The sequence below is a fragment of the Actinomyces sp. HMSC075B09 genome, from assembly GCF_001812395.1.
Classification (GTDB): domain Bacteria; phylum Actinomycetota; class Actinomycetes; order Actinomycetales; family Actinomycetaceae; genus Gleimia; species Gleimia europaea.
On record NZ_KV808731.1, the window covers coordinates 285,037 to 310,034 of the forward strand.

General features: G+C 57.2%; 22 protein-coding genes. 3 read left to right on the plus strand and 19 right to left on the minus strand.

Translation table 11 applies throughout. The features are described from left to right. Positions 1-279 precede the first annotated feature (279 nt). The 9 genes from feoB to HMPREF2854_RS02200 form a co-directional block, all read right to left on the minus strand. Complete coding sequence (gene feoB, locus HMPREF2854_RS02160; protein WP_070618352.1) at positions 280-2,505, minus strand: ferrous iron transport protein B; 2,226 nt, start codon at positions 2,503-2,505, stop codon at positions 280-282. Beyond that, positions 2,502-2,726: a FeoA family protein gene (locus HMPREF2854_RS02165; RefSeq protein ID WP_083309375.1), complete on the minus strand. Its 225-nt coding sequence runs from the start codon at positions 2,724-2,726 to the stop codon at positions 2,502-2,504. The genes feoB and HMPREF2854_RS02165 overlap by 4 nt, the downstream gene beginning before the upstream one ends. 292 nt (positions 2,727-3,018) lie before the next feature. Next, a complete protein-coding gene (gene ppdK / locus HMPREF2854_RS02170; RefSeq protein ID WP_070618355.1) occupies positions 3,019-5,721 on the minus strand; it encodes a pyruvate, phosphate dikinase in 2,703 nt (900 codons plus the stop codon). Between the two features lie 206 nt (positions 5,722-5,927). Further along, positions 5,928-8,393: an ATP-dependent Clp protease ATP-binding subunit gene (locus HMPREF2854_RS02175; RefSeq protein WP_070618357.1), complete on the minus strand. Its 2,466-nt coding sequence runs from the start codon at positions 8,391-8,393 to the stop codon at positions 5,928-5,930. A gap of 91 nt (positions 8,394-8,484) precedes the next feature. After that, complete coding sequence (gene dtd / locus HMPREF2854_RS02180) at positions 8,485-8,913, minus strand: D-aminoacyl-tRNA deacylase (protein WP_070618360.1); 429 nt, start codon at positions 8,911-8,913, stop codon at positions 8,485-8,487. Next, entirely contained in the window at positions 8,910-10,109 is a 1,200-nt protein-coding gene (locus tag HMPREF2854_RS02185; RefSeq protein WP_070618363.1) for a CAF17-like 4Fe-4S cluster assembly/insertion protein YgfZ, read from the minus strand. Before HMPREF2854_RS02185 ends, dtd begins: the two co-directional genes overlap by 4 nt. Before the next feature lie 2 nt (positions 10,110-10,111). Next, entirely contained in the window at positions 10,112-10,687 is a 576-nt protein-coding gene (locus HMPREF2854_RS02190; protein ID WP_070618366.1) for a heme-binding beta-barrel domain-containing protein, read from the minus strand. Positions 10,688-10,784: 97 nt separating this feature from the next. Continuing rightward, on the minus strand, positions 10,785-11,801 hold the full coding sequence (locus HMPREF2854_RS02195) for a hypothetical protein (RefSeq protein WP_146002544.1): 1,017 nt from the start codon (positions 11,799-11,801) through the stop codon (positions 10,785-10,787). 248 nt (positions 11,802-12,049) lie between these two features. Further along, positions 12,050-12,625, minus strand: a complete 576-nt coding sequence (locus HMPREF2854_RS02200; protein ID WP_070618372.1) for an Lrp/AsnC family transcriptional regulator — start codon at positions 12,623-12,625, stop codon at positions 12,050-12,052. A 338-nt stretch (positions 12,626-12,963) separates the two neighbouring features. Between HMPREF2854_RS02200 and HMPREF2854_RS02205 the strand changes: the two genes are divergently transcribed. From HMPREF2854_RS02205 to HMPREF2854_RS02215, 3 genes are read left to right on the plus strand one after another with little or no spacing between them, the layout of a single operon-like run. Continuing rightward, complete coding sequence (locus HMPREF2854_RS02205; RefSeq protein ID WP_070618375.1) at positions 12,964-13,584, plus strand: DUF47 domain-containing protein; 621 nt, start codon at positions 12,964-12,966, stop codon at positions 13,582-13,584. 3 nt (positions 13,585-13,587) lie between these two features. Continuing rightward, positions 13,588-14,640 (plus strand): inorganic phosphate transporter, encoded by a 1,053-nt coding sequence (locus HMPREF2854_RS02210; RefSeq protein WP_070618378.1) that lies wholly within the window; start codon positions 13,588-13,590, stop codon positions 14,638-14,640. A 7-nt stretch (positions 14,641-14,647) separates the two neighbouring features. Beyond that, positions 14,648-15,103, plus strand: coding sequence for a septum formation family protein (locus HMPREF2854_RS02215; RefSeq protein WP_070618381.1), 456 nt, complete (start codon positions 14,648-14,650; stop codon positions 15,101-15,103). Positions 15,104-15,193: 90 nt separating this feature from the next. Here HMPREF2854_RS02215 and pstB read toward each other — a convergent pair whose 3' ends face one another. The 10 genes from pstB to HMPREF2854_RS02265 form a co-directional block, all read right to left on the minus strand. Next, positions 15,194-15,973 (minus strand): phosphate ABC transporter ATP-binding protein PstB, encoded by a 780-nt coding sequence (pstB, locus tag HMPREF2854_RS02220; RefSeq protein ID WP_034507247.1) that lies wholly within the window; start codon positions 15,971-15,973, stop codon positions 15,194-15,196. A 12-nt stretch (positions 15,974-15,985) separates the two neighbouring features. After that, the gene (gene pstA, locus HMPREF2854_RS02225; RefSeq protein WP_070618384.1) at positions 15,986-16,939 is read right to left on the minus strand and encodes a phosphate ABC transporter permease PstA; all 954 of its coding nucleotides are present in this window, start codon (positions 16,937-16,939) and stop codon (positions 15,986-15,988) included. Continuing rightward, on the minus strand, positions 16,939-17,868 hold the full coding sequence (gene pstC / locus HMPREF2854_RS02230; protein ID WP_070618387.1) for a phosphate ABC transporter permease subunit PstC: 930 nt from the start codon (positions 17,866-17,868) through the stop codon (positions 16,939-16,941). Before pstC ends, pstA begins: the two co-directional genes overlap by 1 nt. Next, entirely contained in the window at positions 17,869-18,984 is a 1,116-nt protein-coding gene (gene pstS / locus HMPREF2854_RS02235; RefSeq protein ID WP_070618390.1) for a phosphate ABC transporter substrate-binding protein PstS, read from the minus strand. A 155-nt stretch (positions 18,985-19,139) separates the two neighbouring features. Then, positions 19,140-20,177, minus strand: a complete 1,038-nt coding sequence (locus HMPREF2854_RS02240) for an NUDIX hydrolase (protein ID WP_261666633.1) — start codon at positions 20,175-20,177, stop codon at positions 19,140-19,142. Positions 20,178-20,368: 191 nt separating this feature from the next. Then, positions 20,369-21,604 (minus strand): Nramp family divalent metal transporter, encoded by a 1,236-nt coding sequence (locus HMPREF2854_RS02245; RefSeq protein ID WP_083309323.1) that lies wholly within the window; start codon positions 21,602-21,604, stop codon positions 20,369-20,371. Positions 21,605-21,707: 103 nt separating this feature from the next. Beyond that, a complete protein-coding gene (locus HMPREF2854_RS02250) occupies positions 21,708-22,613 on the minus strand; it encodes a glycine betaine ABC transporter substrate-binding protein (RefSeq protein ID WP_070618397.1) in 906 nt (301 codons plus the stop codon). Positions 22,614-22,667: 54 nt separating this feature from the next. Continuing rightward, positions 22,668-23,342: an ABC transporter permease gene (locus tag HMPREF2854_RS02255; RefSeq protein ID WP_070618400.1), complete on the minus strand. Its 675-nt coding sequence runs from the start codon at positions 23,340-23,342 to the stop codon at positions 22,668-22,670. After that, positions 23,339-24,046, minus strand: coding sequence for an ABC transporter permease (locus HMPREF2854_RS02260; protein ID WP_034507263.1), 708 nt, complete (start codon positions 24,044-24,046; stop codon positions 23,339-23,341). The genes HMPREF2854_RS02255 and HMPREF2854_RS02260 overlap by 4 nt, the downstream gene beginning before the upstream one ends. Continuing rightward, on the minus strand, positions 24,043-24,846 hold the full coding sequence (locus tag HMPREF2854_RS02265) for an ABC transporter ATP-binding protein (RefSeq protein ID WP_070618402.1): 804 nt from the start codon (positions 24,844-24,846) through the stop codon (positions 24,043-24,045). Before HMPREF2854_RS02265 ends, HMPREF2854_RS02260 begins: the two co-directional genes overlap by 4 nt. Between the last annotated feature and the right edge of the window lie 152 nt (positions 24,847-24,998).

A 24,998-nucleotide genomic window follows, 5' to 3' on the forward strand; every position in this document is an offset into this window, starting at 1 on the left:
TGAAAAAGTTTTGTGGCGAACCTGCCCCGCATCACCCAACCGACAGTGGGCAGCCTGCGCAGTGGACCTTCACCTCTTGCGAAGTTCCACCGCCGCAGGCTCCCAATCCGGATGAGCACAGCGACCCTGCGCTTTGCAAGCGCCCCGACCGGTTCAAGTGATCTACCATCACTTGCGCAATCTCAACTCGCAGCCCCGCCCGCTGGGCGGCAGCCTCCAAAGTTGCGCCTTGCCTAAGCTCATCCATCAGCCGGTAAAGAGGCGGCTGGTTCCGGACAATCACCAGAACAGCCTACCAACCTGGAACACCAGCACTGCCAGCAACCAGGCTGCAGCCAGCTGAACGATCATTGCGCCTATCGTCCAGCGCGCCCCAATCTGGCGCTTTTGCTCCGCAACCGTAGCCAAACACGGCGTGTAAGTCAGAACGAACACCAGGAAGCCAAACGCTGCCAAAGACGCGTACTGCTCGCCCGCAGTCCTCTCAAATGATGCTGTTACCAACTCGGGCAGCGAACCAAGATCGTCACCCCCGTCCTCCGCGTCACCTGCCGCGGACTCATCCAGGTTGTAGGAAGTCACAATCGAAGAGATCAGCGTTTCCTTAGCCACAAATCCCGTCATCAGTGCGCCAGTCATGTGCCAATCACCAAAACCAGCGGGCTGGAATACAGGTTCAAGAACGCGCGCGGTGGAACCGTACAAGGAGTTCTCCATCGGCAACTCCTCATCAGCGAAGGAGTAGCCCTTTGCCATCGGGATTGCGCTCATCAACCACACCACAAGAGTCATAACCACGATGATCTTGCCGGCGCCCTTCACAAACGCCCACGCCCGGTTCCAAGTATTTTGCAAAATCACGAGAATACGCGGCATCTGGTAAGCCGGCAGCACCAGCATCAGTGGAGCCCTCGACTCCCCCTTCGTGATGAACGGCTTCAGCACGAGCGCTCCGAGCACCACCATGAAAAGCGACAAAACGTACATCAAGAACACGACATTGCCAGCGTTATCTTCAAAGAAGATTCGCGCGATCATCAAATAGATCGTGAGCCTAGCCGCGCAGGAGGTGTAGGGAATGATGAGCGTTGTAACCAACCGCTGCTTGGCGTTTGGTAGCGTGCGAGTTGCCGCAAGCGACGGCAAGTTGCATCCAAAGCCCATAATCAGAGGTAAGATTACTCGCCCGTCCAGGCCGATCATGCGCATAACGCGATCCCCTAGGAACGCTGCGCGCGCCATGTAGCCAGAGTCTTCCAAGATCGCGATCGCCAAGAAGATCACGAACATGAGCGGAACGAACGAGGCAACTACGCCCAGGCCAACTGCGAGACCGTTAACAAACAGCGACTCAACCCAAGTGCCGGACAAGCCCACGCCTGCGAACGCAAACTTCAAAAGGTTAGCTAGTGAGAAAGCGCCTTCGTCGGTGCTGGAAAACAGCCCATCGAAGAAGTCTTGCACGGGGCCAACCCAGTTACCCGCGGCTTGGAATAGAAGCCACATGAGCAAGAAGAATACCGGGATGCCAACCAGCGGATGAAGAAGGAGGGAATCAATCTTGTCTGAACGAGACGGTTTACGCGCAGAGTCGCGTTTACGTCCCGCCTGTTCCTCAACCCGCTCAACCCAGGCAAACAGTTTTGCCGCGCGATCAAACTCGGACGTATCAGCCAAGCGCGCCGCTTCCACCGAAGAATCCGCCGGCCCCTTACTGGTATTTTCTGCCGCGGAGCAACCGCAATCTACCGCGCTCGAGACCGGAGCGCCCTCACCAATGCCCAAAATCTGCGGGGACTTCAACTTATCAATCTGTTCGAAAGCTGCCTGCGCTGCCACCTGGTTAAATCCGGGAGCAGTCGGATCGGGCAGAATCGACTTTACGCGGGGCCGAGAAATCAGAGCGGAACGGATCATGTCTTCAACCGCGCGCACTCCCTGCTTCGTGCGCACATCCGCCGCCAGAATCGGGATGCCGAGCGTGTTTGAAAGTGCGGCCGCATCAACTACCTCACCCTCGTGCTCGACAACATCCGCCATCGTTATAACGCCAACCATCGGGCGCCCCGTTTGTGCTACCTGGCCAAGCAGGTACAAGCTACGCGTCATTGCCGAGGCATCCAGCATCATGACCACAAGGTCAATAGACTGGCCCGACGCCATGTCCGTAGCAGACCCTGTTGCACCTGCCAAGGTATCGACGACGACTTGTTCGTCCTCAGAATTGGCCACCAGCGAGTAGGTGCCGGGAAGATCAATAACACGTGCTCCCAGCGCCGTAGAACGACCCTGCATGAGCTCCACGGTTGTACCCGGAGCGTTCACAACCGCCTGATGAGCACCCGTAACCGCGTTAAAGAAGGTGGACTTACCAACATTTGGGTTACCAACCAGCACCACGGTGTCACGGGGATGGCGAACATCCTTGACGTCTAAGAGAACAGACCTGGCCTGCGGGTTATCGCAAGACTGCGGATTTTTGGGCGAACACTTTGGGCAACTCACTTAACTAACTCCACGTCAATCAATTTTGAAGAACGATGGTCTACCGCGACTCGCGTTCCTCCGATATTTAGGACCATGCCTCCAAAGGCGGCGCGGTTTACGACTGTGAAATGCGCTCCTGAACGCAGGCCCAGTTCTTGCACCCGTAGCTGATAGCACGGTTGGATTTCAACATTTTGCAGCTGGCCAGTATCGCCGCGCTTACACTCAGAAAGTTTCACACCGAAAAGATTAGATACGGCATACCTAACCTGCAACGACCGTTGCGTAAATCAACCCACCTCAAGAACGCCAAAATCGCTTTTTCGCGTGATTGCGGGCAAATTTATCAATGCTCCAAATGCCCATAGCCGTAACAATGCATGAACTACGCAACAATATACGATCGTAAATGCCTGTATTCATAAAACGTTTATGTTTCATAAATAGTGTTGGGGGCTGGAGAAAGGTTTTAAAACTCTCTCCAGCCCCAACTACAAAGAAGCTGTCAGTTAAGCTCGTTAGAAGCCCTGATTAGCCCTCCATTACCGCTGCGCGGCCGGCCTCTAGACGAGCTACCGGAACGCGGAACGGCGAACAGGACACGTAGTTCAGATCCGTCTTGTGGAAGAAGTGGATCGAATCCGGGTCACCGCCGTGTTCACCACAAATACCGAGCTTCAAGTTCGGCTTAGTGCTTCGACCGCGCTCTGCACCCATGCGAACGAGGGCGCCAACACCCTCCTGGTCAATGGTCTCAAACGGGGAGACACCGAACACAGAATCCTGGATGTAGGTCGGGAAGATCGTGCCCTCCACGTCGTCACGCGAGAAGCCCCACACCGTCTGTGTGAGGTCGTTAGTGCCGAACGAGAAGAAGTCAGCCTCGGTAGCCAAGTCAGCAGCGGTGATAGCCGCGCGCGGAAGCTCAACCATGCAACCAAGCGGGAAGTCGTGCTCAACCCCGGCGGCAGCAATCTCGGCACGGATCAAAGCCTCAGCTTCTTCACGAACCTTGTGCAACTCGCGAACCGAACCAACGAGAGGAACCATGATCTCGGGACGAGGATCCAACCCCTCCTTCTTCAGCTTCAACGCGGCCTCAACAAGAGCGCGGATCTGAAGTGCGAACAAGCCCGGTAGCAAGATACCTAGACGAACACCGCGGGTACCGAGCATCGGGTTGGTCTCATGCAGACGACGAACCGCCTCAAGAATCGTGCGATCCTCGGGGGAAAGTTCCTCGCCCTGGGCGCGCTGCACCGCAGCCTTCACCTCAAGCTGGGTGAGGTCCGGAAGGAACTCGTGGAGTGGCGGGTCGATCAAACGAACCGTCATCTCCCGGCCATCCATCACGCGAAGCATGTCTTCAAAGTCAGCAAACTGGAGGCGTTCTAGCTCTGCAAGAGCGTCAGCGCGATCCTGCGAATCGGCAGGTGACAAAATCACGCGCTCCACCAGGGCGCGACGCTCACCGAGGAACATGTGCTCCGTACGGCAAAGACCAATGCCCTCCGCACCGAAGCTCAGCGCGCGAGCTGCATCGTCTGGCGTATCCGCGTTGGCACGGACAGAGAGGCGGCGCTTCTCATCGGCATGCGTCAAAATGCGGTCCACCGACTTAATCAGGTCTGCAACCATCTCGTCATCTGCGGCCGCTGCTAGACCAGCCTCAAGCCCCTCAGCAAGGTAGGTGGTCACAGCAGAATCCGTAACCGGAACATCACCGACGAACACCTCGCCGGTCATGCCATCAATACCAATCACATCACCATTGCGCAGAACCTGGTCCCCAACCCGGATGAACTTCTTCTTTTCCTTAACAACCAGTTCCTCAGCGCCAACAACAGCAGTCTTACCCATGCCGCGAGCAACCACGGCCGCGTGCGAGGTCTTACCACCGCGAGCGGTCAAAATACCCTCTGCGGCAACCATGCCCGGAAGGTCATCCGGGTTGGTCTCACGGCGAACCAAAATGACCTTGCGGCCTTCCGCAGCAGCGGCAACGGCGTCCTCGTTATTGAAAACAATCTCGCCAACAGCAGCGCCCGGCGAAGCAGCCATAGCCTTCGTCAGCAAGGTCTTCTTAGCCTTCGCGTCGAACTGCGGGAACATCAGCTGGGTAAGCTGTTCACCCGTCACGCGAGTAAGAGCCTCATCCATATCGATCAAGCCCTCGTCAACCAGCTGGGTGGCGATACGGAACGCGGCGGCAGCCGTACGCTTACCAACACGCGTCTGCAACATCCACAGCTTGCCGTGCTCAATCGTGAACTCAATATCGCACAGATCCTGGTAGTGCTTCTCGAGCTTATCCATGATTGCAATCAGCTCGTCGTAAGACTTCTTGTCATGCGTTGCAAGCTGAACCAAAGGCTCCGTATTACGGATACCCGCCACAACGTCTTCACCCTGGGCGTTCATCAGAACATCGCCGTACACGCCAGAGTGGCCGGTGGAGGGGTCACGCGTGAAGCAAACACCCGTGCCCGAATCCTCACCCATGTTGCCAAACACCATGGTCTGAACGTTCACAGCCGTACCTAGATCGTCAGAAATGCGTTCACGACGGCGGTAAATCTTTGCGCGCTCCGTATTCCAAGACAGGAACACTGCCTCAATACCAAGATCAAGTTGCTCGCGCGGATCCTGCGGGAAATCACGGCCCGCAGCTTCCTTCGTGATCTGCTTAAACTCGGCGACGAGCTCCTTCAGATCCTCTGCAGAAAGCTCGTGGTCGAAGTGAACGCCGCGCCTTTCCTTGATGTGGTCAAGCGCATCCAAGTAGAGAGCGCCATCTACGCCAAGCACGGTGTCACCAAACATCTGTACCAGGCGACGGTAGGAGTCCCACGCGAAACGCTCGTTACCCGAAGCCTTTGCAAGCCCCAGCACCGACTCATCGTTGAGGCCTATGTTAAGCACCGTGTTCATCATGCCCGGCATCGAGAACTTAGCGCCGGAGCGAACCGACACCAGCAACGGATTTTCCGAATCTCCGAGCTTGCGTCCCATCTTCTCCTCAACAGCAGCCAGATTCTCCGTGACTGCTGGCGCGAGCTCCTCTGGAACACCACCCTGCTTCATGTACTCACGACAAGCATCCGTAGTAATCGTGAACCCAGGAGGAACCGGGAGTCCGAGCTTGGTCATCTCAGCAAGGTTTGCACCCTTGCCACCAAGCAAGTCCTTCATGTCCTTATCGCCTTCGGAGAAGCGGTAGACGTACTTGACCATTCGTGGCCTCTACTTTCTATAACCAGTTTGTTACATAGCCACACCATCGCGGCTAGTGCTCGCACACTGCCTCCAGGGTAACAACTTGGGGTCAAGTTGCGTTAACTGAGCCGAAGCGCTGCAAAAATGCCCACCCTTTGTGCAAGAATAACCTCCCGGCATTAGAACCGGGAGGTCACGCGCATTATTTACTACCCGGTTTTGCGTTAGCGAACCGGAGTGAAAGTGAAGCGGCGCTCGCCTTCCTCACCCTCGGCGTCAACACGCACCGTGTCGCCGCTCTTGATTTCGCCAAACAGGATCTTCTCTGACAGCATGTCTTCAATCTCGCGCTGGATTGCACGGCGTAGCGGACGAGCACCGAGCACCGGGTCGAATCCCTTATCTGCAAGCAGCAAACGTGCGGCCTCGGTCATCTCCAGCTTCATGTCCTGCTCGCGCATGCGCTCATCAAGCCTGGCGATCATCAGGTCAACAATCTTAATGATCTGATCCTTCTGAAGCGGCGGGAACACGATCGTTTCATCCACGCGGTTCAAGAACTCGGGGCGGAAGTGCTGCTTCAGCTCCTCGTTCACCTTCTGCTTCATGCGATCGTAATCATTCGCCTGCGTACCCGTGGCCTGGAAGCCCGTCAGCACGCCCTTATTAATGTCGCGCGTACCGAGGTTCGTAGTCATGATGATGATCGTGTTCTTAAAATCAACCACGCGCCCCTGCGAATCCGTCAGGCGGCCTTCCTCCAAAATCTGTAGCAGCGAGTTGAAGATATCAGCGTGAGCCTTCTCCACCTCGTCAAACAGCACCACGGAGAACGGGCGGCGACGCACCTTCTCGGTAAGCTGGCCGCCCTCGTCGTAACCCACATAGCCCGGAGGGGCGCCAAACAGGCGTGAGGCAGTGTGCTTCTCGGAGAACTCTGACATATCCAACTGGATAAGGGCTTCCTCATCACCAAACAAGAACTCGGCAAGAGCCTTCGCCAGCTCCGTCTTGCCCACACCCGTTGGCCCCGCAAAAATGAACGAGCCACCCGGACGCTTCGGATCCTTCAAACCAGAATGCGTACGACGAATCGACTGAGACAAAGCGCGGACCGCGTCCTCCTGGCCAATAATGCGCTTATGAAGCTCAGCCTCCATGTTGAGAATCTTGTGCGACTCAGCCTCCGTCAGCTTCACCACCGGAATGCCCGTAGACATTGCGAGGACCTCCGCGATCTCAGCCTCGCCAATCTCGCCAATCGTATCCATATCGCCAGCGCGCCACGAACGTTCCTTCTCTTCGCGCCGCTCCGTCAGCTTCTTCTCCTCATCACGAAGCGCAGCCGCACGCTCAAAGTCCTGATCATCAATCGCGGACTCCTTATTGCGACGCACCTCAGAAATACGCTCATCAAGCTCGCGAAGCTCCGGCGGCGCCGTCATTCGACGAATGCTCATACGTGCACCGGCCTCATCCACAAGGTCAATAGCCTTATCCGGCATGAAGCGATCCGAAATGTAACGATCAGCCATCTGCGCCGCAGCCGCAAGAGCCTCATCCGAAATAATGATGCGGTGATGCGCCTCGTAACGGTCACGCAGGCCCTTCAAGATCGCGATGGTCTCTTCAACCGAGGGCTCTTCCACCTTCACCGGTTGGAAACGTCGCTCCAAAGCCGCGTCCTTCTCAATGTACTTGCGGTACTCCTCCAACGTGGTTGCACCAATCGTCTGGAGCTCACCGCGCGCCAACATCGGCTTCAAAATCTGGGCCGCATCAATCGCGCCCTCAGCAGCGCCAGCACCAACCAGCGTATGGATCTCGTCAATAAACAAAATAATGTCGCCGCGCGTGCGAATCTCTTTCAGCACCTTCTTCAAGCGTTCTTCAAAATCACCGCGGTAACGCGACCCCGCCACCAGCGAGCCCATATCAAGGCTGTAAATCTGCTTATCGCGCAACGTCTCTGGAACATCACCGCGCACAATCGCCTGCGCAAGACCCTCAACCACAGCGGTCTTACCCACGCCAGGCTCACCGATCAACACCGGGTTGTTCTTAGTGCGCCGCGACAGAATCTGCATTACGCGTTCCATCTCCTGCACGCGGCCAACCACCGGGTCAAGCGATCCCTCGCGAGCGGCATTTGTAAGCGAGCGACCAAACTGCTCCAACAACGCCGAATTCGTTTGCGGCTCACGCGCCGGACCGCCCACACCCACGGCCTCGCGCCCGCCCCCAGCCTGACGCTGGTAGCCACGAAGCAACTGGATAACCGTCTCCCGCAACTGACCCAAATCCGCACCAAGCTCAACGAGGACCTTTGTAGCCACACCCTCGCCCTCACGGATCAAACCGAGCAACATATGCTCCGTTCCGATGTAGTTATGGCCCAGCTGAAGAGCCTCGCGCAAAGCGAACTCCAAAACCTTCTTCGCTCGCGGAGTAAACGGAATCGTGCCCTCCGGAGCAGAAGAGCCCTTACCGATCATCTCCACAACCGTAGCCCGGACGGCCTCCGGCTCAATCCCGGTCATCTCCAGGGCCTTAGCAGCAACGCCTTCGCCCTCCTCAATCAAACCCAGCAACAAATGCTCCGTGCCGATGTAGTTGTGATTGAGTCCGCGCGCCTCATTCTGCGCCAGAACGACAACGCGGCGAGCGCGGTCGGTAAACCTCTCGAACATAGTCAGCCTTCCTAAGAATCTACTAACTACACAGTAGAGGCAGCGCTACATAAAATCGCGTTTGTTCACCATAAGCGAGAAACGCGCAGACTCATGCCTCCAGGAGTATCGTTACCGGCCCGTCGTTTGTGAGCGAAACCTGCATATCCGCTCCAAACACGCCCGTTTCTACATGCAGGCCGTGCTTTGAGCGCAACTGCTCAACCACCGCGGTAACCAAAGGCTCCGCCACACCGCCCGGCGCTGCCTCCTGCCACGTGGGCCGCCGCCCCTTACGCGCATCCCCGTAGAGCGTGAACTGGGAAACCACCAGCACCTGCGCGTCCACATCAGTTGCAGACTTCTCATCATCCAATATGCGAAGCGAGGCAATCTTACGCGCGATCGTCTCCACCTCAGCAGGGCCATCATCATGCGTCACGCCAACCAGTACGCAAAGCCCCTGGCCCGTGATCGCACCCACGACCTCGCCATCAACGGAGACTGACGCTCCCCTAACGCGCTGAATCACAGCCCTCACAGTGACCGACCTCCAATACCAAAACCGCCCGGAGATCCCGGATGGCCCGCACCCGGCATTTCGCGGCGCGCCTTGCGAAGCTCCTCGCCCGGCCTCTCCTTAGGCGACGCCGACGAGCGCCCCAGCGGATCCACAACCACTTCTTGAGCCGCGGCGACCTCACCCTCATTCGTCTGCACGTCAAGCTGCACGTCCAGCGGAATCGCGCGGCGGATCACCGCGAGCGCCACCGGCCCCCAATCGGCATGACGCGCCACCGAGGTCACCTGGCCAACCTTTCGGCTTTTGAGCATCACATCCGCACCTGGCTTCACCACGCGCGATTGCGATCCGTCAAGTTGCAACAGCACCAGCCTTCGCGGCGGCTTGCCCATATTCACGATGCGCGCCACCGACTCCTGTCCCGAATAGCAGCCCTTATTCAAATGCACTGCGGTGCGTAGCCAGTCAAGCTCGTGCGGAACCGTCTTATCATCGACCTCGCGCCCAAAGCGCGGGCGCAAATCCTCGATCCGCAAGGCTTCCCAAGCGTTGCGGCCAGCCCAACTGCCGCGCTGGGCCCACGCGGACGCAAACTGTGCAAACTGCTCTCGGTCTACGCCGTGGAGGGCCCGGGTGCGTCCCTGCGCGGGGTGGACGAAATCCTGCGGAGTATAGCTCGCCCCACCCTCGGCCACGCCCGGCCACGGATCCACCCATGTGAACAGGTAGCCCGGCAAGTCCGCTACGGGCCGGCTCGCGACCTGGTGCAAATCATCCGCGCCCGTCTTTACGATGCTTCCAACCACCGCGATCTTGCTAGTCACGTTGCGCACTTCCACGCGCAACATAAACTGCATGCGCTGTAAGAACTCGGTTAAGTCCCCCGCCTTCGCACCTTCCACCAGGAGAGTTGCGACCTGCCCGTCATCCACAATGCCAGCTGCAAAACTAATGCGCCCATTCGGATCCAAAAGGAGTAGCTCGCGCGATTCCCCCGGTTGCAGCGCGTTCACCACCTGCGACGAGATGGTAGTTAGCCACGAAAGCCTATCTGGCCCCGAAACCTGCACCACCCCTAAGTCCGAGAGGTCCGACAGCGCCTGCCCTGCCTCCAACTGCCACTGCTCGCCGCTCCAATCACCAAAGCGAGCCGGCACATCCTCATCAAACTCATCCGGCACGGCTCCGGGCATATCCAGCAGTGGAGAGCGCATCACTACTCCTTCTCAAACGTCTCGATCGGTTTCGCTTCCTCAACGCGGGCCACTCGGCCCGAAACCACGAAATCTCCCTTATCGGTATTCAAGGTCTCATTAAAGAAAATATCGGAGTTCACCAGGCCCAGCATCCGCTCGCCGAGCGATGCGGCCGGCGCCCCCTCCTTATGCACGGCCGTATCAATCAGCAGACGAATACGTGGGCCCTGCACCCTGCCCACCCAAAGCCCGGCAATACCGTCCGTGGACGCGGAAGTTACCTGCAGGTAGTTATCCTCCCCATCGGTGTCTTTGAGCACCTTCCAGTAGGCGGTTTCCTCACTGGCAACGCCCGAGCGGGGCAGCAAATCAATGCCCTCCAACGCGCCCACCTGCGCATCTACCTCCACCACCGCATCCGTGTTAAACACAGCGAGGCGAGTAGACACCTGCTCGCCCACCACCTGGCAATCAAACTCAAACGTCACCAAGTTACTGCCTTCCGGCGAGCTCTGGGTGCCCCAACCAACCCACGTACCCAGTAGCCAAGTTAGGGGCGCAACCTGACTGGGAAGATTCTGCGGAATAACGATCATGTACCCAGGCTAAAGCCGCGCGCGGACAATTGTTTGAGGCGTGCGGGCAAACCCGCACATGCCGCCAAGTTCTCAAAAGAGAACCGGCACCGATGGGCTAGAGCAGAGCGCCCACTCGCACAATCACGTAGATAGGCATCACTGCGAGCAGGAACTTCATTGCCCCGCGGGCGAACGCTCCCGCCTCGGAAATACGGCGATTATGCTCACCAAACAGCATGTCTACGATCACGATCACGCCGCCCACTCCCAAACCCAGCAGTGCGGACATTAGCAAAAGCGACACCTGCGGCGGCACGGCTGACGACGTATTCGCTAATGCGAAAGAGAGCAGGCTGGCGGGCTCGCCAACCGCAAGCGCAATACCTGTAACCGTAACGGCGCTAAGCGGCCCCAGAAGCAGCGCCCAGAGCGCGTTTGCCCCCGCGCTTGCGCCCAGCTGGTTACCCACCATGGTGACAATGAATGCGAGCGCAGCGGTGACCATAACGGCAGACCACAATTCCGACTCGCACAGCGTCACCCAAGCGCTGCCGATCACCACCACAAATCCACCAAACACCGAGGCCGATAGTGAATGGAGGAGGTCTGTGCGTGGAAGTGGCCGGGTGGCCTCCATGACCGCCGCCACCAGCACCACCATGCCAAGCCCTACGGTTGCCCACGCAAAATCATCACTTACGCTAATGGCAATCACCGTGACGATCCCGACGATCAGGATCGTCACCAGCGACGTGTAACGCACCGGAGTTTGAACCAGATCAGCCCAACCACGCGCGAAGACAACTATCGCAACCACGATCACAAGCATCACCACAGCCCTGGTGTCGAACACCAGGTTTGAAATCACGATGGACGCCGCCAACAAGATAGCGATCGTGGCAGAAAGATAACGAGCCGGGATAGACAAGATTTGCTGCGCCCTACCGCGAGTTTTCGTTCCCGCGCGGCGTTGCGACAAGCGCGCCCTCTTCAAGCTCTTAGACACGCGCGCAGACCTAGACGAATCCGCCCCCTCCTTCGGGGCCGACAAACCCGGCGTACCTAAACGCGAAGCATGCCTATGTTTGCTCAAATCGTTCTTTGCCTGATCTTGCGTATTCTTGTCATCCACACCCAAATGCTCCCACACTTTCAACTAAGAATCCCCACCACAACAGGCAATCTGGCATGCTCCAACAAAACCAACGCGCACTATGGGGCATTTTGAGGTGCGCAGTTCACAATATGCATTAGTATTGAAACAGGCACCGAACCAACTATGCCCCGGGCTCCAACTTCTGCCGCTACGAGCGGCCTTCGCGCCGACAGGCGCATTTTGGTTCGGTGTCTTTTACTTTGCGTTTTACGCCGCCTGCCGCGCTAGTCTTCCGCGCCTAAGCCATCGCGAAAACCGCGCGCCGCATTTGACTCAAACTTTAAAACCCCAAGCAAATCTAACGTTGCAGGCTGAACCTTTTGCGGAGCCAAATCAAAATCGCTGTCCTGCTCTTGCATTAGGAACACCGTTTCGGTGTCTCGCACGCATTCCCATTGAGAAATGACGTCCACCACCGCATGCTGAATTCCGGGCACATCGTCAGCGCGCAACCGCAACATCACGTCGTACTCGCCCGTAGTCACCGCGTAATAGTCAAGCTCTGACAAGGCGCTAAGCTGCATACCGAACTGCTTCCATTTGCTCTGGTCAAGTGAGACGAACACAAACGCGCTCACCTTCTTGCCAATCAAGCTCGGATTAATGTCGATCGTGAACCGCTCAATAACGCCGGACTCCACCAAAGTATTAAGCCGCGCATACGCATTTGAACGAGAGATTCCCACGGCCTCTGCAAGCGCCGCAACAGACATTCGCGAGTCACGACGCAACTGACGAAGGATCTCCAAATAGGTTTCATCCAACTCAAATTCTGGATCTTTAGAATGCTCACTGCTCATATGCTGATTCTAGCGAGACACAATGTCTAAAACCATGCGGATTTTGAAACAAACTGTTAAAAATACCGCGGGATTCAAAACATCGCTCTTGTTCACCATAGTTGCATTCTTTTATCTTCATTTTACTTTTGGTCGTGATTGTCAGATTGCAATCGCCAACTCCGCGCCCCGCCACACAATCGCCTAATCTCAAGACCAAACGGCTTATCTACGCACTTCTCGAACTCTAAAAACGTTACCAAAAGTTAAACGGCGGATTACTGAAATAGGTCAAATCGGTAAAGTACACTAATGTTGAATTTGTATGTGACCAACGACCGCGTATTGGAGTATGACAAGTGCGTTTTTCAAGGTCCAACGACGACAACATCTTCTTCACTCTTTTCACCAAACAAGCCACTTTTTTGGTATCTGCAGCTGAGTTACTTGCAAAAATCAGCGCTGCAACTCCGGAACGTCGCGTTGATCTTCGCGACGAACTACACCGACTTGAACAATCCTGTGACGAGGTAACCCACGAGATTGCAGAGCGACTCAACCAAACGTTTGTCACTCCGCTCGACCGCGACGACATCACCTACATCTCCAGCCGCCTCGACGACTGCATGGACTACATGGACGAGGCCGGTGACCTCATCGTCCTATACAAGGTTGGCGTGCTCCCTCCCGGCGTGGCAGAGCAACTGAACGTCATTCAGCGTTGCTGCGACCTCACCGCCCAAGCGATGCCTCGCCTCAAAACCCTTGGCGGGCTACGCGACTACTGGGTTGAAATCAACCGCCTTGAGAACGACGGCGACCAGGCATACCGCAAAACCATCTCTGCACTTTTCGAAAGCGGACACGACGCCCTCGAAGTGATCAAGCTGAAGGACGTCATCGAAGTCCTCGAAAAAGCGATCGACTCCTTCGAAGCACTCGCAAACGGCGTTGAGACCATCGCGATCAAGGAGTCCTAAGCGGTGGATCTGAATCTCATCCTCGTCGTTGTTGTAATCGTCATTGCGCTCGGCTTTGACTTCACCAACGGCTTCCACGACGCGGCAAACGCCATCGCAACATCCGTGTCCACCCGGGCGCTAACGCCCCGCGCGGCACTCGCCATGGCGGCAGTCATGAACATCGTTGGCGCCCTGCTCGGCACCGAAGTTGCAAAAACTATCGGTGAAGGCATCATCGACATTCAGCACTTCACCATATCCAGTGATCCAACGATGCAGGTGCACGGGCTCGGGATCATCCTGGCCGCACTAATCGGCGCGATCACCTGGAACCTCATCACCTGGTGGTTTGGGCTACCGTCCTCGTCTTCACACGCCCTCATCGGCGGCCTTGTGGGCGCGGGCCTGGCGTCCTCCACCACCGTGTTGTGGGGCGGCATCACCATGCAGGTCATCATCCCGATGTTCCTCTCGCCGCTCGTAGGCTTCTTCCTGGCGTACATCATCATGCAGATCGCGCTGTACCTTGTACGCAACCTCGCCTACCACCGCACCATGCGTAAGTTCCGCTTCGCACAAACCGTGTCCGCCGCCGCAATGGCGCTTGGCCACGGCCTCCAAGACGCCCAAAAGACGATGGGTATCATCGTCATGGCCCTCCTTGCTGGTGGTTACGGCGAAACCCACAACGTGATCGTAGACGGTGAGCTCACCATCCCCACGTGGGTTAAACTCGCGGCTGCACTCGCAATCTCTGCAGGAACCTATTCCGGCGGCTGGCGCATCATGCGTACCCTCGGACGCCGCGTTATCGAACTGGACCCGGCGCGCGGCTTCGTTGCCGAAACCGTATCCGCGGTTGTCCTTTACTTCACGGCATTCATAGTGCACGCACCGATCTCCACCACGCACACCATCACCTCGGCCATCATGGGTGTGGGCGCCACCAAGCGACTCTCCGCCGTCCGGTGGGGCGTGGCCGGAAACATCGTTATCGCCTGGTTCCTCACCCTCCCTGCGGCCGCAGCAGTGGCAGCAATAATCTACCGATTACTGCACCTAGTGTTACCGTAGAGAACTGATGAGAATCTTTAACCACAATGCGAAGCCCCGCTACATTGGCGGGGCCCTCGCTTTAGCACTACTTCTATCCGCCTGTTCCACTACCTCAGCGCTCGAACTCGAAGCGGGGAACTGCTTGGACCTGCCTGACAACGCCGAGCTGTCCGCAGGATTCGAGCTGGCAACCGTCCAAACGGTTGCATGCACAAGCGAGCACGAAGCCGAGGTATATGCCGAAAAAGAGCTAACCGGTGACGAGTTCCCCGGCACGGACGCCATTCAAAACATCGCATCCGAGTTTTGCACCACCGAGTTCAAAACGTTTGTAGGAAGCGAAATCGGCACCTCTACCTTAGATATTTACCCGCTGATGCCTACCGCAGAAAGCTGGGATCAAGCAGGAGACCGCACACTTCTTTGCGTTGCAATCAGCCCCACGCCGGTTACCAACACGTTTGAAAACTCCGGCCTGTAGCTTCTTCAAACCCAACGCGAATCGCAAATTCCGCTAGCACAATAAAGCGAGGGCGAGGATTTAATCCTCGCCCTCTACCTTTTGAAAAATCTATCCGAAGCGTCCTGAAATATAGTCTTCAGTTGCCTTCTCAGTTGGATTAGAGAAAATCTTTGACGTGTCGTCAATCTCCACCAAACCGCCCGGCTCGCCCGCTGCGCGCAGGTTGAAGAAACCCGTGCGGTCCGAAACGCGCGCCGCCTGCTGCATGTTGTGAGTGACAATCACGATTGTGTAGTCATCCTTCAGCTCCATCATGAGGTCCTCGATTGCGAGGGTCGAGATGGGGTCAAGCGCGGATGCCGGCTCGTCCATCAGCAAAATATCAGGCGAAACCGCGATGGCGCGCGCGATGCAAAGCCTTTGCTGCTGGCCACCCGAAAGAGACGAACCGGGGCTGTTCAAACGATCTTTAACCTCTGTCCAAAGGTTAGCTCCACGCAAGGACTCTTCAACCAGGTCATCCTGATCCGACTTTGGCATCCTCTTGTTATTTAGCCTGATGCCAGCCAAAACATTTTCGCGGATACTCATCGTCGGGAAAGGGTTTGGACGCTGGAACACCATGCCAATGGAACGGCGAACCTGAACCGGATCCACATCCTTGTCGTAAATGTTCTTATCCCCAACCTTCACGCTTCCCGTCACGCGAGCGCCTGGGACGACCTCGTGCATCCTATTCAGCGTGCGGAGGAACGTAGTTTTTCCACATCCCGACGGACCAATCAACGCGGTGATTGACTTCGCGTGGATCCGCATATTCACATCTTTTACGGCCAAAAAATCGCCGTAGTAAATGTCTTCATTCTCAACAATGATCTCTTTAGCCATCGTTATTCTCTTTTAGCTCCTGCCCTTAGGCGCAAAGTAGTACGCCACGATTCGAGCAATCAGGTTGAACAGCATTACCAGCAAAATCAGCACCAGGGCGGCGGCCCAAGCGCGATCGTAGTTGATTGTCTCCACACAGTTCTCCAGCGCACCACACGGGGCCAGACCCTGCGAATACTGGCGGTACACGTAAACGGGAAGCGTCATGAGGCGCCCCTCGAACACGTTGTAGTTGATCGAATCAATCACGCCTACAGTCATAAGCAGCGGCGCGGTTTCACCAACAACGCGTGCGATTGCAAGCATCACTGCGGTTGTTAGGCCGGCAGCGGACGTGCGGAGCACGACCTTAACAATCGTTAACCACTTCGGGACACCAAGAGCGTAAGACGCTTCCCTAAGCTCGTTAGGGACAAGGCGCAGCATCTCTTCACTCGAGCGCACAACCGTTGGGATCATCAGCACCGACAGCGCTACCGCACCCATAATGCCCGCGCGATATGCCGGCGAAACGAGCAGGCCGAACAGTGCTGCGGCGAACAAGCCGGCGACGATCGAAGGGATACCCGTCATCACGTCCACGAAAAAAGTGGTTGCGCGCGCAAGCTTCGAGTTACCCGCATACTCAACCAGGTAAATCGCGGTTGCCAAACCGATTGGCACGGAGATGAGCGTGGCCCAGCCCGTGACCAGCAAAGTACCAATAATCGCGTGGTAGATACCGCCCGCATCCATGCCGCCGTAAACACCGTTCATCGAGACGGTGAGGAAGTACGGAGACAGGCGCCCCCAACCGTTTTCCACCACGATCCACAGCAGGGAGACCAGCGGAATAATCGCGAAAGCAAATGCCAGCACCACCAGCACGACCGAGCTCTTGTCAGCCAGCTTACGGCGCCTATCCAAGGCGGGATTGCGCGAAGCGAACGGGTTAGGGTTCGCTGTTGTTTGAGTTTCGACAGACATTAGTTGGCCCCCGAGAACTCGGCGCGTCTAGCAATAATCCAACGCGCAAGCATATTAACGATCATCGTGATTGCAAACAATGCCAGACCCGTAGCGATGAGGGCAGAAGTGTACGTGCCCGTGGCCTCGGGGAACTGTAGGGCAATGTTTGCCGCGATGGTGGAGTGCCTACCCGCCTGCAAAATGTTGAACGAGTAGCTCGATCCCACCGACAGCACCATTACAACCGCCATCGTCTCGCCGAGAGCGCGACCCAAACCGAGCATTGCAGCTGAGATAATGCCGGAGCGGCCAAACGGCAATACCGCCATTTTCACAACTTCCCAACGCGTCGCACCAAGAGCCAATGCGGCCTCTTCGTGCGCCTTCGGGGTTTGCAAGAACACCTCGCGCGCAACCGCGGTGACGATCGGAAGGATCATCACCGCAAGGATCAAAGAAGCGGAGAAAATCACGCGGCCGGTTGTAGACACCGGACCTGCAAAAAGCGGGATCCATCCAAAGTATTTAGACAAGAACTCATAAAACGGCACGAGCCTTGGAATAAGCCACATCGCGCCCCACAGACCGTAAATAACCGAGGGGATTGCAGCCAAAAGGTCAACCATGTAGCCGAGCGGTTGAGCAAGGTGCTTTGGCGCGTAATGGCTAATAAAGAGTGCGATTCCGATGGAGAGCGGCACGGCAAGCAACATGGCAAGGACAGCCGCCAGCACCGTACCGAAAATTTGTGGGCCAGTGAACTGCCAAATGTTTAGCTCTTCCGCACTGCCAACCGTTCGGATACGCACCGAAGAATCACTGATCGCCGGCCAGGCTCTCACAATCAGAAATGTGGCAACCGCCGCGAGGGTCACTAGAATCGTGACCGCCGCAGCAGTTGCCCCTGACCGGAAGATCTTGTTACCGATCTTCCCGGTGTTGTTCATTTACTTAGCCACCTGGATCATGTCGAGCGAGGACTTGATTTCGCCCTGCATGTTAGCGGAGATCGGAGCCGAGCCAGCAGCCTCAGATGCCGCCGCCTGGCCCTCAGCGGAAGCCTGGAAGCCAATGAAGCTCTTCACTAGGTCAACCGTTTCCTGATCCTCGTAAGTGGAGCAGACGATCGAGTAAGAGACCAGAACCAGCGGGTAAGCCTTCGGATCCTCCGGCGTGCGGTTGATGGTCAAACCAAGATCGCCCTTAACGCCCGAATCTACGCGCTCAGCCGAGTCAACAGCAGCCGCTGCAGCCTCGTTCGAGAACTTCACGTAGCCATCACCAGCCTTCAGCGCGACCGTACCGAGTGAGCCAGCCTGCGACGCATCCGCGTAACCAATCGTGCCGGTACCAGCGGTCACAGCCTGTACAAGACCCGAGGTCTTGTCACCAGACTCGCCACCAGAAATCGGCCATGCCTTGCCGGCCTTGTGCGGCCACGCATCCGGGGCGGCCTTGCTCAAGTAGTCAGTGAAGTTCTGCGTGGTGCCCGACTCGTCTGCGCGGTGAACCGGGGTGATTGCCAGATCCGGAAGCTCAACATCCGGGTTCTGCGAAGCAATCGCCTCGTCGTTCCACTTGGTGATCTCACCGGAGAACACCTTCGCGATGGTCTCGGCATCCATGTTCAGGCTATCGACGCCCTCAAGATTGAAAATAACCGCAACCGGGGAAATGTAGACCGGCAAGTTAAGAGCGTCCGAGCCACAGCGTTCCTTAGCGGCCGTAACCTCGTCATCCTTTAGGACGGCGTCTGAGCCCGCCCAAGCAACCTGCTTACCAACAAACTGGGTAATGCCAGCACCCGAACCAACCGGATCGTAAGAAACGGTTACGCCCTGCTGCTGTGCCTGGTACTTAGCGATCCACGCGTTCATAGCGGCTTCCTGAGAAGAAGCGCCCGCACCCGCAACGGAGCCAGAAAGCGTTGTGCCCTCAGCCATCCCCGTCGAGGTATCGCCCTCATTCTGGGCAACCGGGTTATCCGAACCGCAAGCGGCAAGACCAAAAGCGATCGTGCCCGCTCCAAAGGCTAGAGCTACTCTAGAGAGTCGAAGGTTCATCACGTCAAATAGTCCTCTTCAATAAGGTATTCCCAAACGCAAACGCGCGGGAGAAGCTGCTTTTTGCAACCGCTAAAAAAGGTATCGACGCAAAGTTAAGACCGGACGCGAACTAGGTAAACGGACGGTGAATTGTTAAAGCACACGCGGCCAACTTAAAACCGTTTGATGGTCCTTTGTGTTTCAAACGCCACAATTTCCGGAGTTTTCGCATTCGCGGCGGGGTAAGCCAGGTGCGCAACCAGCATTTGCGCGGGCCGTAAATAAGGGTCTTCCGCTGGAATCTGGCGAGCCAACTGACTGGCCGCAATCGCCTGCAACGGCTCAAACATTGCCGGCAGCGCGGGCCTATGGCCGCACACCACAACCGGCTGCGCCGGTCGCTGTACCAAGCGCTCAATCACCTGCGCAGCTTCATCCGGCGCGACCTGCGCATGCTCCTGCGTAAGCTCCTGTGCAGTAACCAGATTAAGACCTGCCACTGCAGCGTACGGCTCCAACGAAGACCTACACCTCACCCACGGACTGGACAGTAGCCTCGAAACGCCAAGCGCCGAGAAAATATCCACCAGATCCAGCGCCTCTACAACACCGGTGCGATTCAACGGCCTCTTTGCCTCCGCGCCGTCCCACTGTGCCCGCGTGAGTGCCGCCCCGTGGCGGACAATCGCGAGAGTTGCCGTTACCAGCCGGCCCGACTCCGCCCTCGCAATCACATCATCCAACAAGCGCCTATCACCGCGGCGCGTCAGCATGTCGAGCGCCGTGCGCGGATCCACCCAGCGCGTCAAATCAATCTCTTTAGCGGGTGCAGGAACCACCGGAATGCGCGAACGCTCCACTCCCCCGTGCGTAACCGGCGTGCCAATCCAGTAGTGCACTTCCTTTGTCTGCCCTGAACCAAGGCGGTAACGCTGCGTGTTCAGCGGGGCGTGCATTTGCACGAGGACGCCGGTTTCTTCCTCCACCTCGCGAACACCCGCCGCAATAAGGGGCTCATTTATCTCCGCCTTGCCCTTCGGCCAAGACCAGTCATCATAGCGAGGCCGATGGACGATCAAGACCTCGATCTCATCTGCCTTGTATTCTCGGCCGAACTCCACCGGCATATGCCGGTCTCGCGGACGCCAAACAATAGCGCCCGCAGACCTAACAATCCGGCTAGGCACTGGGCTGGGTCGAAATTTAGCCACGGTGAACTTTCAAAACTTACATACCACTGAACGCGTCGCCACTGCGGTGGCAAGAGCCTTCAAGGTTGCGGATACGGACAAATCTGATTCGATTCTACCGGTTTTCACTCTGAGCTGTAAGAGAGTCCGCACCCCGGCCATGCCCGCCGTTTGCGTAGCGCGGACAGGGAGACGATAGGTGACACTCGCGTTTAAGCGGGCACGTCCACGCCAGTGAACGTTAGATAAATGAGAGCGAAGTTCAGCGCCACAATCAGGGCAGAAACCGCCGCCATTGCTATCTTCATTGCCGTGCCGTCACGGTAATCCCCCATAACGTCCTTACTGGCCGTGTACCAGGTGAGCGGGATGATCGCGAACGGAATACCAAACGAAAGCGCAACCTGCGAAATCACCAGCGCCCACGAGGGATTTGGGTACACCCAAAGCACAATCAACGCAGGGATTAGGGTAACCAAGCGCCTCGCCCACAACGGCACCCGTACGTGCAGCAAGCCGCCCATGATCTCCGAGCCCGCATACGCTCCAACCGACGTGGACGCAAGGCTGGAGGCTAGCAAACCCACCGCGAACACCACGCCGATCCCCGAGCCCAACACGGCCTCGATCGCGGCGTGGGCCCCCTCGATCGAGTCGGTTCCCGCATGTCCACCCAGCGCGGACGCGGCAAGCAGCAGTAACCCCAAGTTCACCGCGCCCGCAACAATCAGGGCGAACACCACGTCCGTCCTCGTCGCGCGAAGCAAAATCTTTAAATTTCGATTCTTCTTATTGAACCGGTGATTCACCAAAGACGAGTGCAAATAAATCGCGTGAGGCATAACGGTTGCGCCCAGCATCGATGCGGCGATCAACACCGAGTTCGTGTCACTAAAACGGGGAACGAGGCCGGAAACCACGCCGCTTGCCGAGGGCGGCTCTATAAACAACCCCGCTAAGAAACCGCCGGTGATAACTACCAGCAAGGCAACCACGATGGCCTCAAACTGGCGCTGGCGCTGCGCATTTTGGAAAATCAGCAACGACATCGACACAGCGCCCACAATCAAACCGCCCACAATCAGCGGCAAATCGAACAGCAACTGCAATGCGATAGCGCCGCCAATTATCTCCGCCAGATCAGTGGCTGCAGCAATCGTTTCGGCCTGCAACCAAAACGCGATGCGGCGCCGCTTGGGCAGACGATCGCCCAGGATCTCAGGCAGTGAGCGACCGGTAACCAGGCCGAGCTTAGCGCTCTGATACTGCACCAGCACAGCCATCAGGTTCGCGAGCACCAGCACCCACACCAGCATGTAGGAATACGTAGCGCCCGCCGAGATATTCGCAGCCACGTTACCGGGGTCAACATACGCGACAGCGGCAACAAATGCCGGCCCCAACATGGGCCAAAGCCTGTGCTTGCGAACTTTCTTAGCGGGCGCCACAGTGACCTCTTCCCACCCGAAGCCTAACGAATAACCCTCATCGTATTTCGGGTAACCGAAATCCTCAAGTGGCAGGGCCGCACAAAGCGTTAACTGCCCTTATCTACAGGTTTTGCTCAATCCACTCGCGAGCGATCACATCAGCGGACTCCTGATCCTGCGACGAACGCACATTCAGATCCAGCAAACCATCGGCAGTGAGTTTTGCCTGCACCTTGTTAAGCACCTCGGCGGCCTTCGGATCAAGATCTGACACCGTTAGCGGCACCACGTGCGACGAGAGGAACATGCCCTGCGGATCGTCCAAAACCACAAGATCATTCAGCTTGATGTCCGGGCTGGCCGAGAAGATATTAGCCAACTGCACGTCACCATCAAGTAGCGCCTTCACCGTCAACGGGCCGCCCTTGTCCTCAATCGGCGCGAAATCAACATCCACACCGTAATGCTTCTTCAAGCCCTTCGGGCCATTCGGACGGTTCTCAAACTCAGAGCTACCAGCAACAATGATCTTGCCGTCATAGTTCTTCAAATCAGCAAGCGACGTGATTCCGTTTTCTTCTGAGAACTTGCGCGAGACCACGTACGAATCCTGATCCGTAGCCTCGGCCTGATCCAGCACCTGCAATCCCTGCGGAGCGGTCTTCTTCAACTCCTCATAAATCGCATCCTTGCCGGTTACCTCATTATCCGGATTCCAGAACTGTAGCAGTGGCCCCGTGTACTCAGGACGAACGTCAATGGAGCCGTCTTCCATTTCCTTATTCAAAACCTCGCGCGCACCGATCTTGAAGTCACGCTTCACGGCGAATCCCTCGGCCTCAAGCGCCTGCGCGTAAATCTCCGCGATGATCTCATTCGAGTAGTAATTCGACGAGCCAATCACGATCGCATCTTCGGCAGGCTTTGACGCATCGCCCTGTTCAAACGAAGACGAACCGCCGCAAGCCGCGAGCGACGCCGTCAGGCCAACCGCCAACGCGGCGCCCAGAACACGTTTCAAAGACATAAACACTCCTACTATCGATACCTTCAACAAACCAAAGCGGGCGGCAACCCTTGCCTAAGCTAAACCGGTGCTTCTGCGAGCATGCCTTTCGCTGACCTTTATCGCAAGATGAAACGCCAAATCCACAAACAGAGCCAACAAGATCACCAGGATAGCGCCGCCCAGCATCTCGTCATAACGCCGAGCCGACAAGCCCGAAAATATGAACCGGCCCAAACCAGCATCCGCCACGTACGCAGCCAAAGTAGCCGTGGCCACCACCTGCAGCGCCGCCGAACCAACACCGCCCATAATCACCGGGCTAGCCAGCGGTAGCTCAACCCCGCGCACAATCTGCCACTCCGACATGCCCAGCGCGCGAGCCGCCTTCACCGCAGTCACATCAACATTTGCCACACCCGAATACGCGCCAGCCAACAAAGGCGGGATAGCCAGCACCACCAACACAATCACCGGCGCCTTCAAACCGATTCCCATCAAAAGGCCGAGCAGCGTCAGCAAACCGAGAGTTGGCACAGCCCTAGCAGCGCCGGCAATCGCGGCCACCACGCCCTGTCCCCTGCGCGTATGCCCCACCGCCACGCCCGCCGGAAGCGCCACCGCACTAGCAATCAACAGCACCACGAGCGCGATAGCCAAGTGTTGGCCCAGGCGCACCCAGATCCCGGACGCACCCAACCAGTTGCCCGGATCCGCCACCCACGCAAGCGCATCAACCAACAAGTTCATCGTGCGCCCTCCTCATCGGCCGGCTCATCCTGCGTCACGCCCGCAACCACCAGAGGCCCCGGCCCGGGCCGCTCCGCCCTCTTCCACGGGAACAGTAGCCAACCAGCCAACACCGTCAGGGCATCCAACGCGAGCGCCAGCACAATCGTGAGCAGCAAACCCGTCACGACCTCGGCAATGATTCCACGCTGGAAACCATCCGTGAACAGCGTGCCGATACTTTGGATACCAATCACCGCGCCAACCGTTACCAAACTGACCGTGTTCACCACAACCACGCGCAGGCCCGCAATGATGATCGAACCGGCAAGCGGCAACTCAATACGCCAAAACTTCTGCCAAGATGAATAACCCATGGCCGTAGCGCTATCCAGCACTTCTTGCGGCACCGCTGCGAAGGCGTCCGCAGCCGTGCGTTGTAGCAGAGCAACGCCGTAGATGCTCAAAACGATCACAACCGCCGCCGCAGACCGGATCGAAACGCCCGTAATCGCCGGAATCACAATAAACATCGGCAAAGACGGCACCGCATAAATCACGCTGATCAACGCAATCAAAGCCTCGCGCGTCAGCTTGTGGCGATTCACCAGCCAACCAACCGGCACCGCGATCAGCACACTAACCAAAATCGCGCTCACCGACAGCCACAGATGAAGCCAAACTAGCTGCGCAATCCACTGCGCGTTATTAGCCACCCAAGTCATTCAAGCGCCCCAAGCAGCCGGCCCGTAGCATCCTCCACAATCCTCGAATCACCCCGTACACGCAACCTGCGCGCACCGGACGTGAGGCCAATAAATGACGCCACAAAATCGCTAGCTGGATTCGTAAGCAACTCATCGGGGGTACCCCGCTGGGCTATCTGCCCGCCCGAGCCCAACACGATCACGTCATCGGCCAGGGTAAACGCCTCGTCAATATCGTGGGTTACGAACAGAACCGTCTTGCCCAGCTCACGCTGCAACCGCGAAACCTCATCTTGCAACTCGCGGCGAACAATCGGATCAACCGCAGAAAACGGCTCGTCCATAAGCAAAATATCGGGATCCGCGGCAAGTGCTCTGGCCACCCCCACGCGCTGCTGCTGCCCGCCCGAGAGCTGCGCCGGGTAGCGATTAACCAACTGCGCCTCCAGGCCCATCAGATCCATCAGTTCACGGGAGCGCTCATACGCCTTAGAACGAGACACGCCGCCCAGCAACGGAACCGTTGAAATGTTGTCGATGATCGTGCGATGCGGCAACAAACCACCCGCCTGCATCACGTAACCGATAGAACGACGCAACTTCACAGGATTAACCGTAGCTACGTCAACCCCATCGATAAGAACCCGCCCCTTCGTAGGCTCAATCATGCGATTGACCATCGACAACAGGGTGGACTTACCCGACCCCGATGAACCCACAAGCACCGTGGTTGAATGACTTGGCACAGTGAAAGACACGTTAGAAACGGCCTGCGTGCCCCCGGGGTAGGTTTTTGACACGTCGTCGAACTCGATCATCGGTTCTCCTAGCTTCGCTTGCCATAATCGTATGTAAAACCGCGCCGAACCCCGACGTTGAATCAGACAAACCCGGCCATAAAGCGCCGAAAGTCACATATAAATATCCCTAGGACGCCGCGGGGCATCCTCGGGATTGGTGATAATGCGGA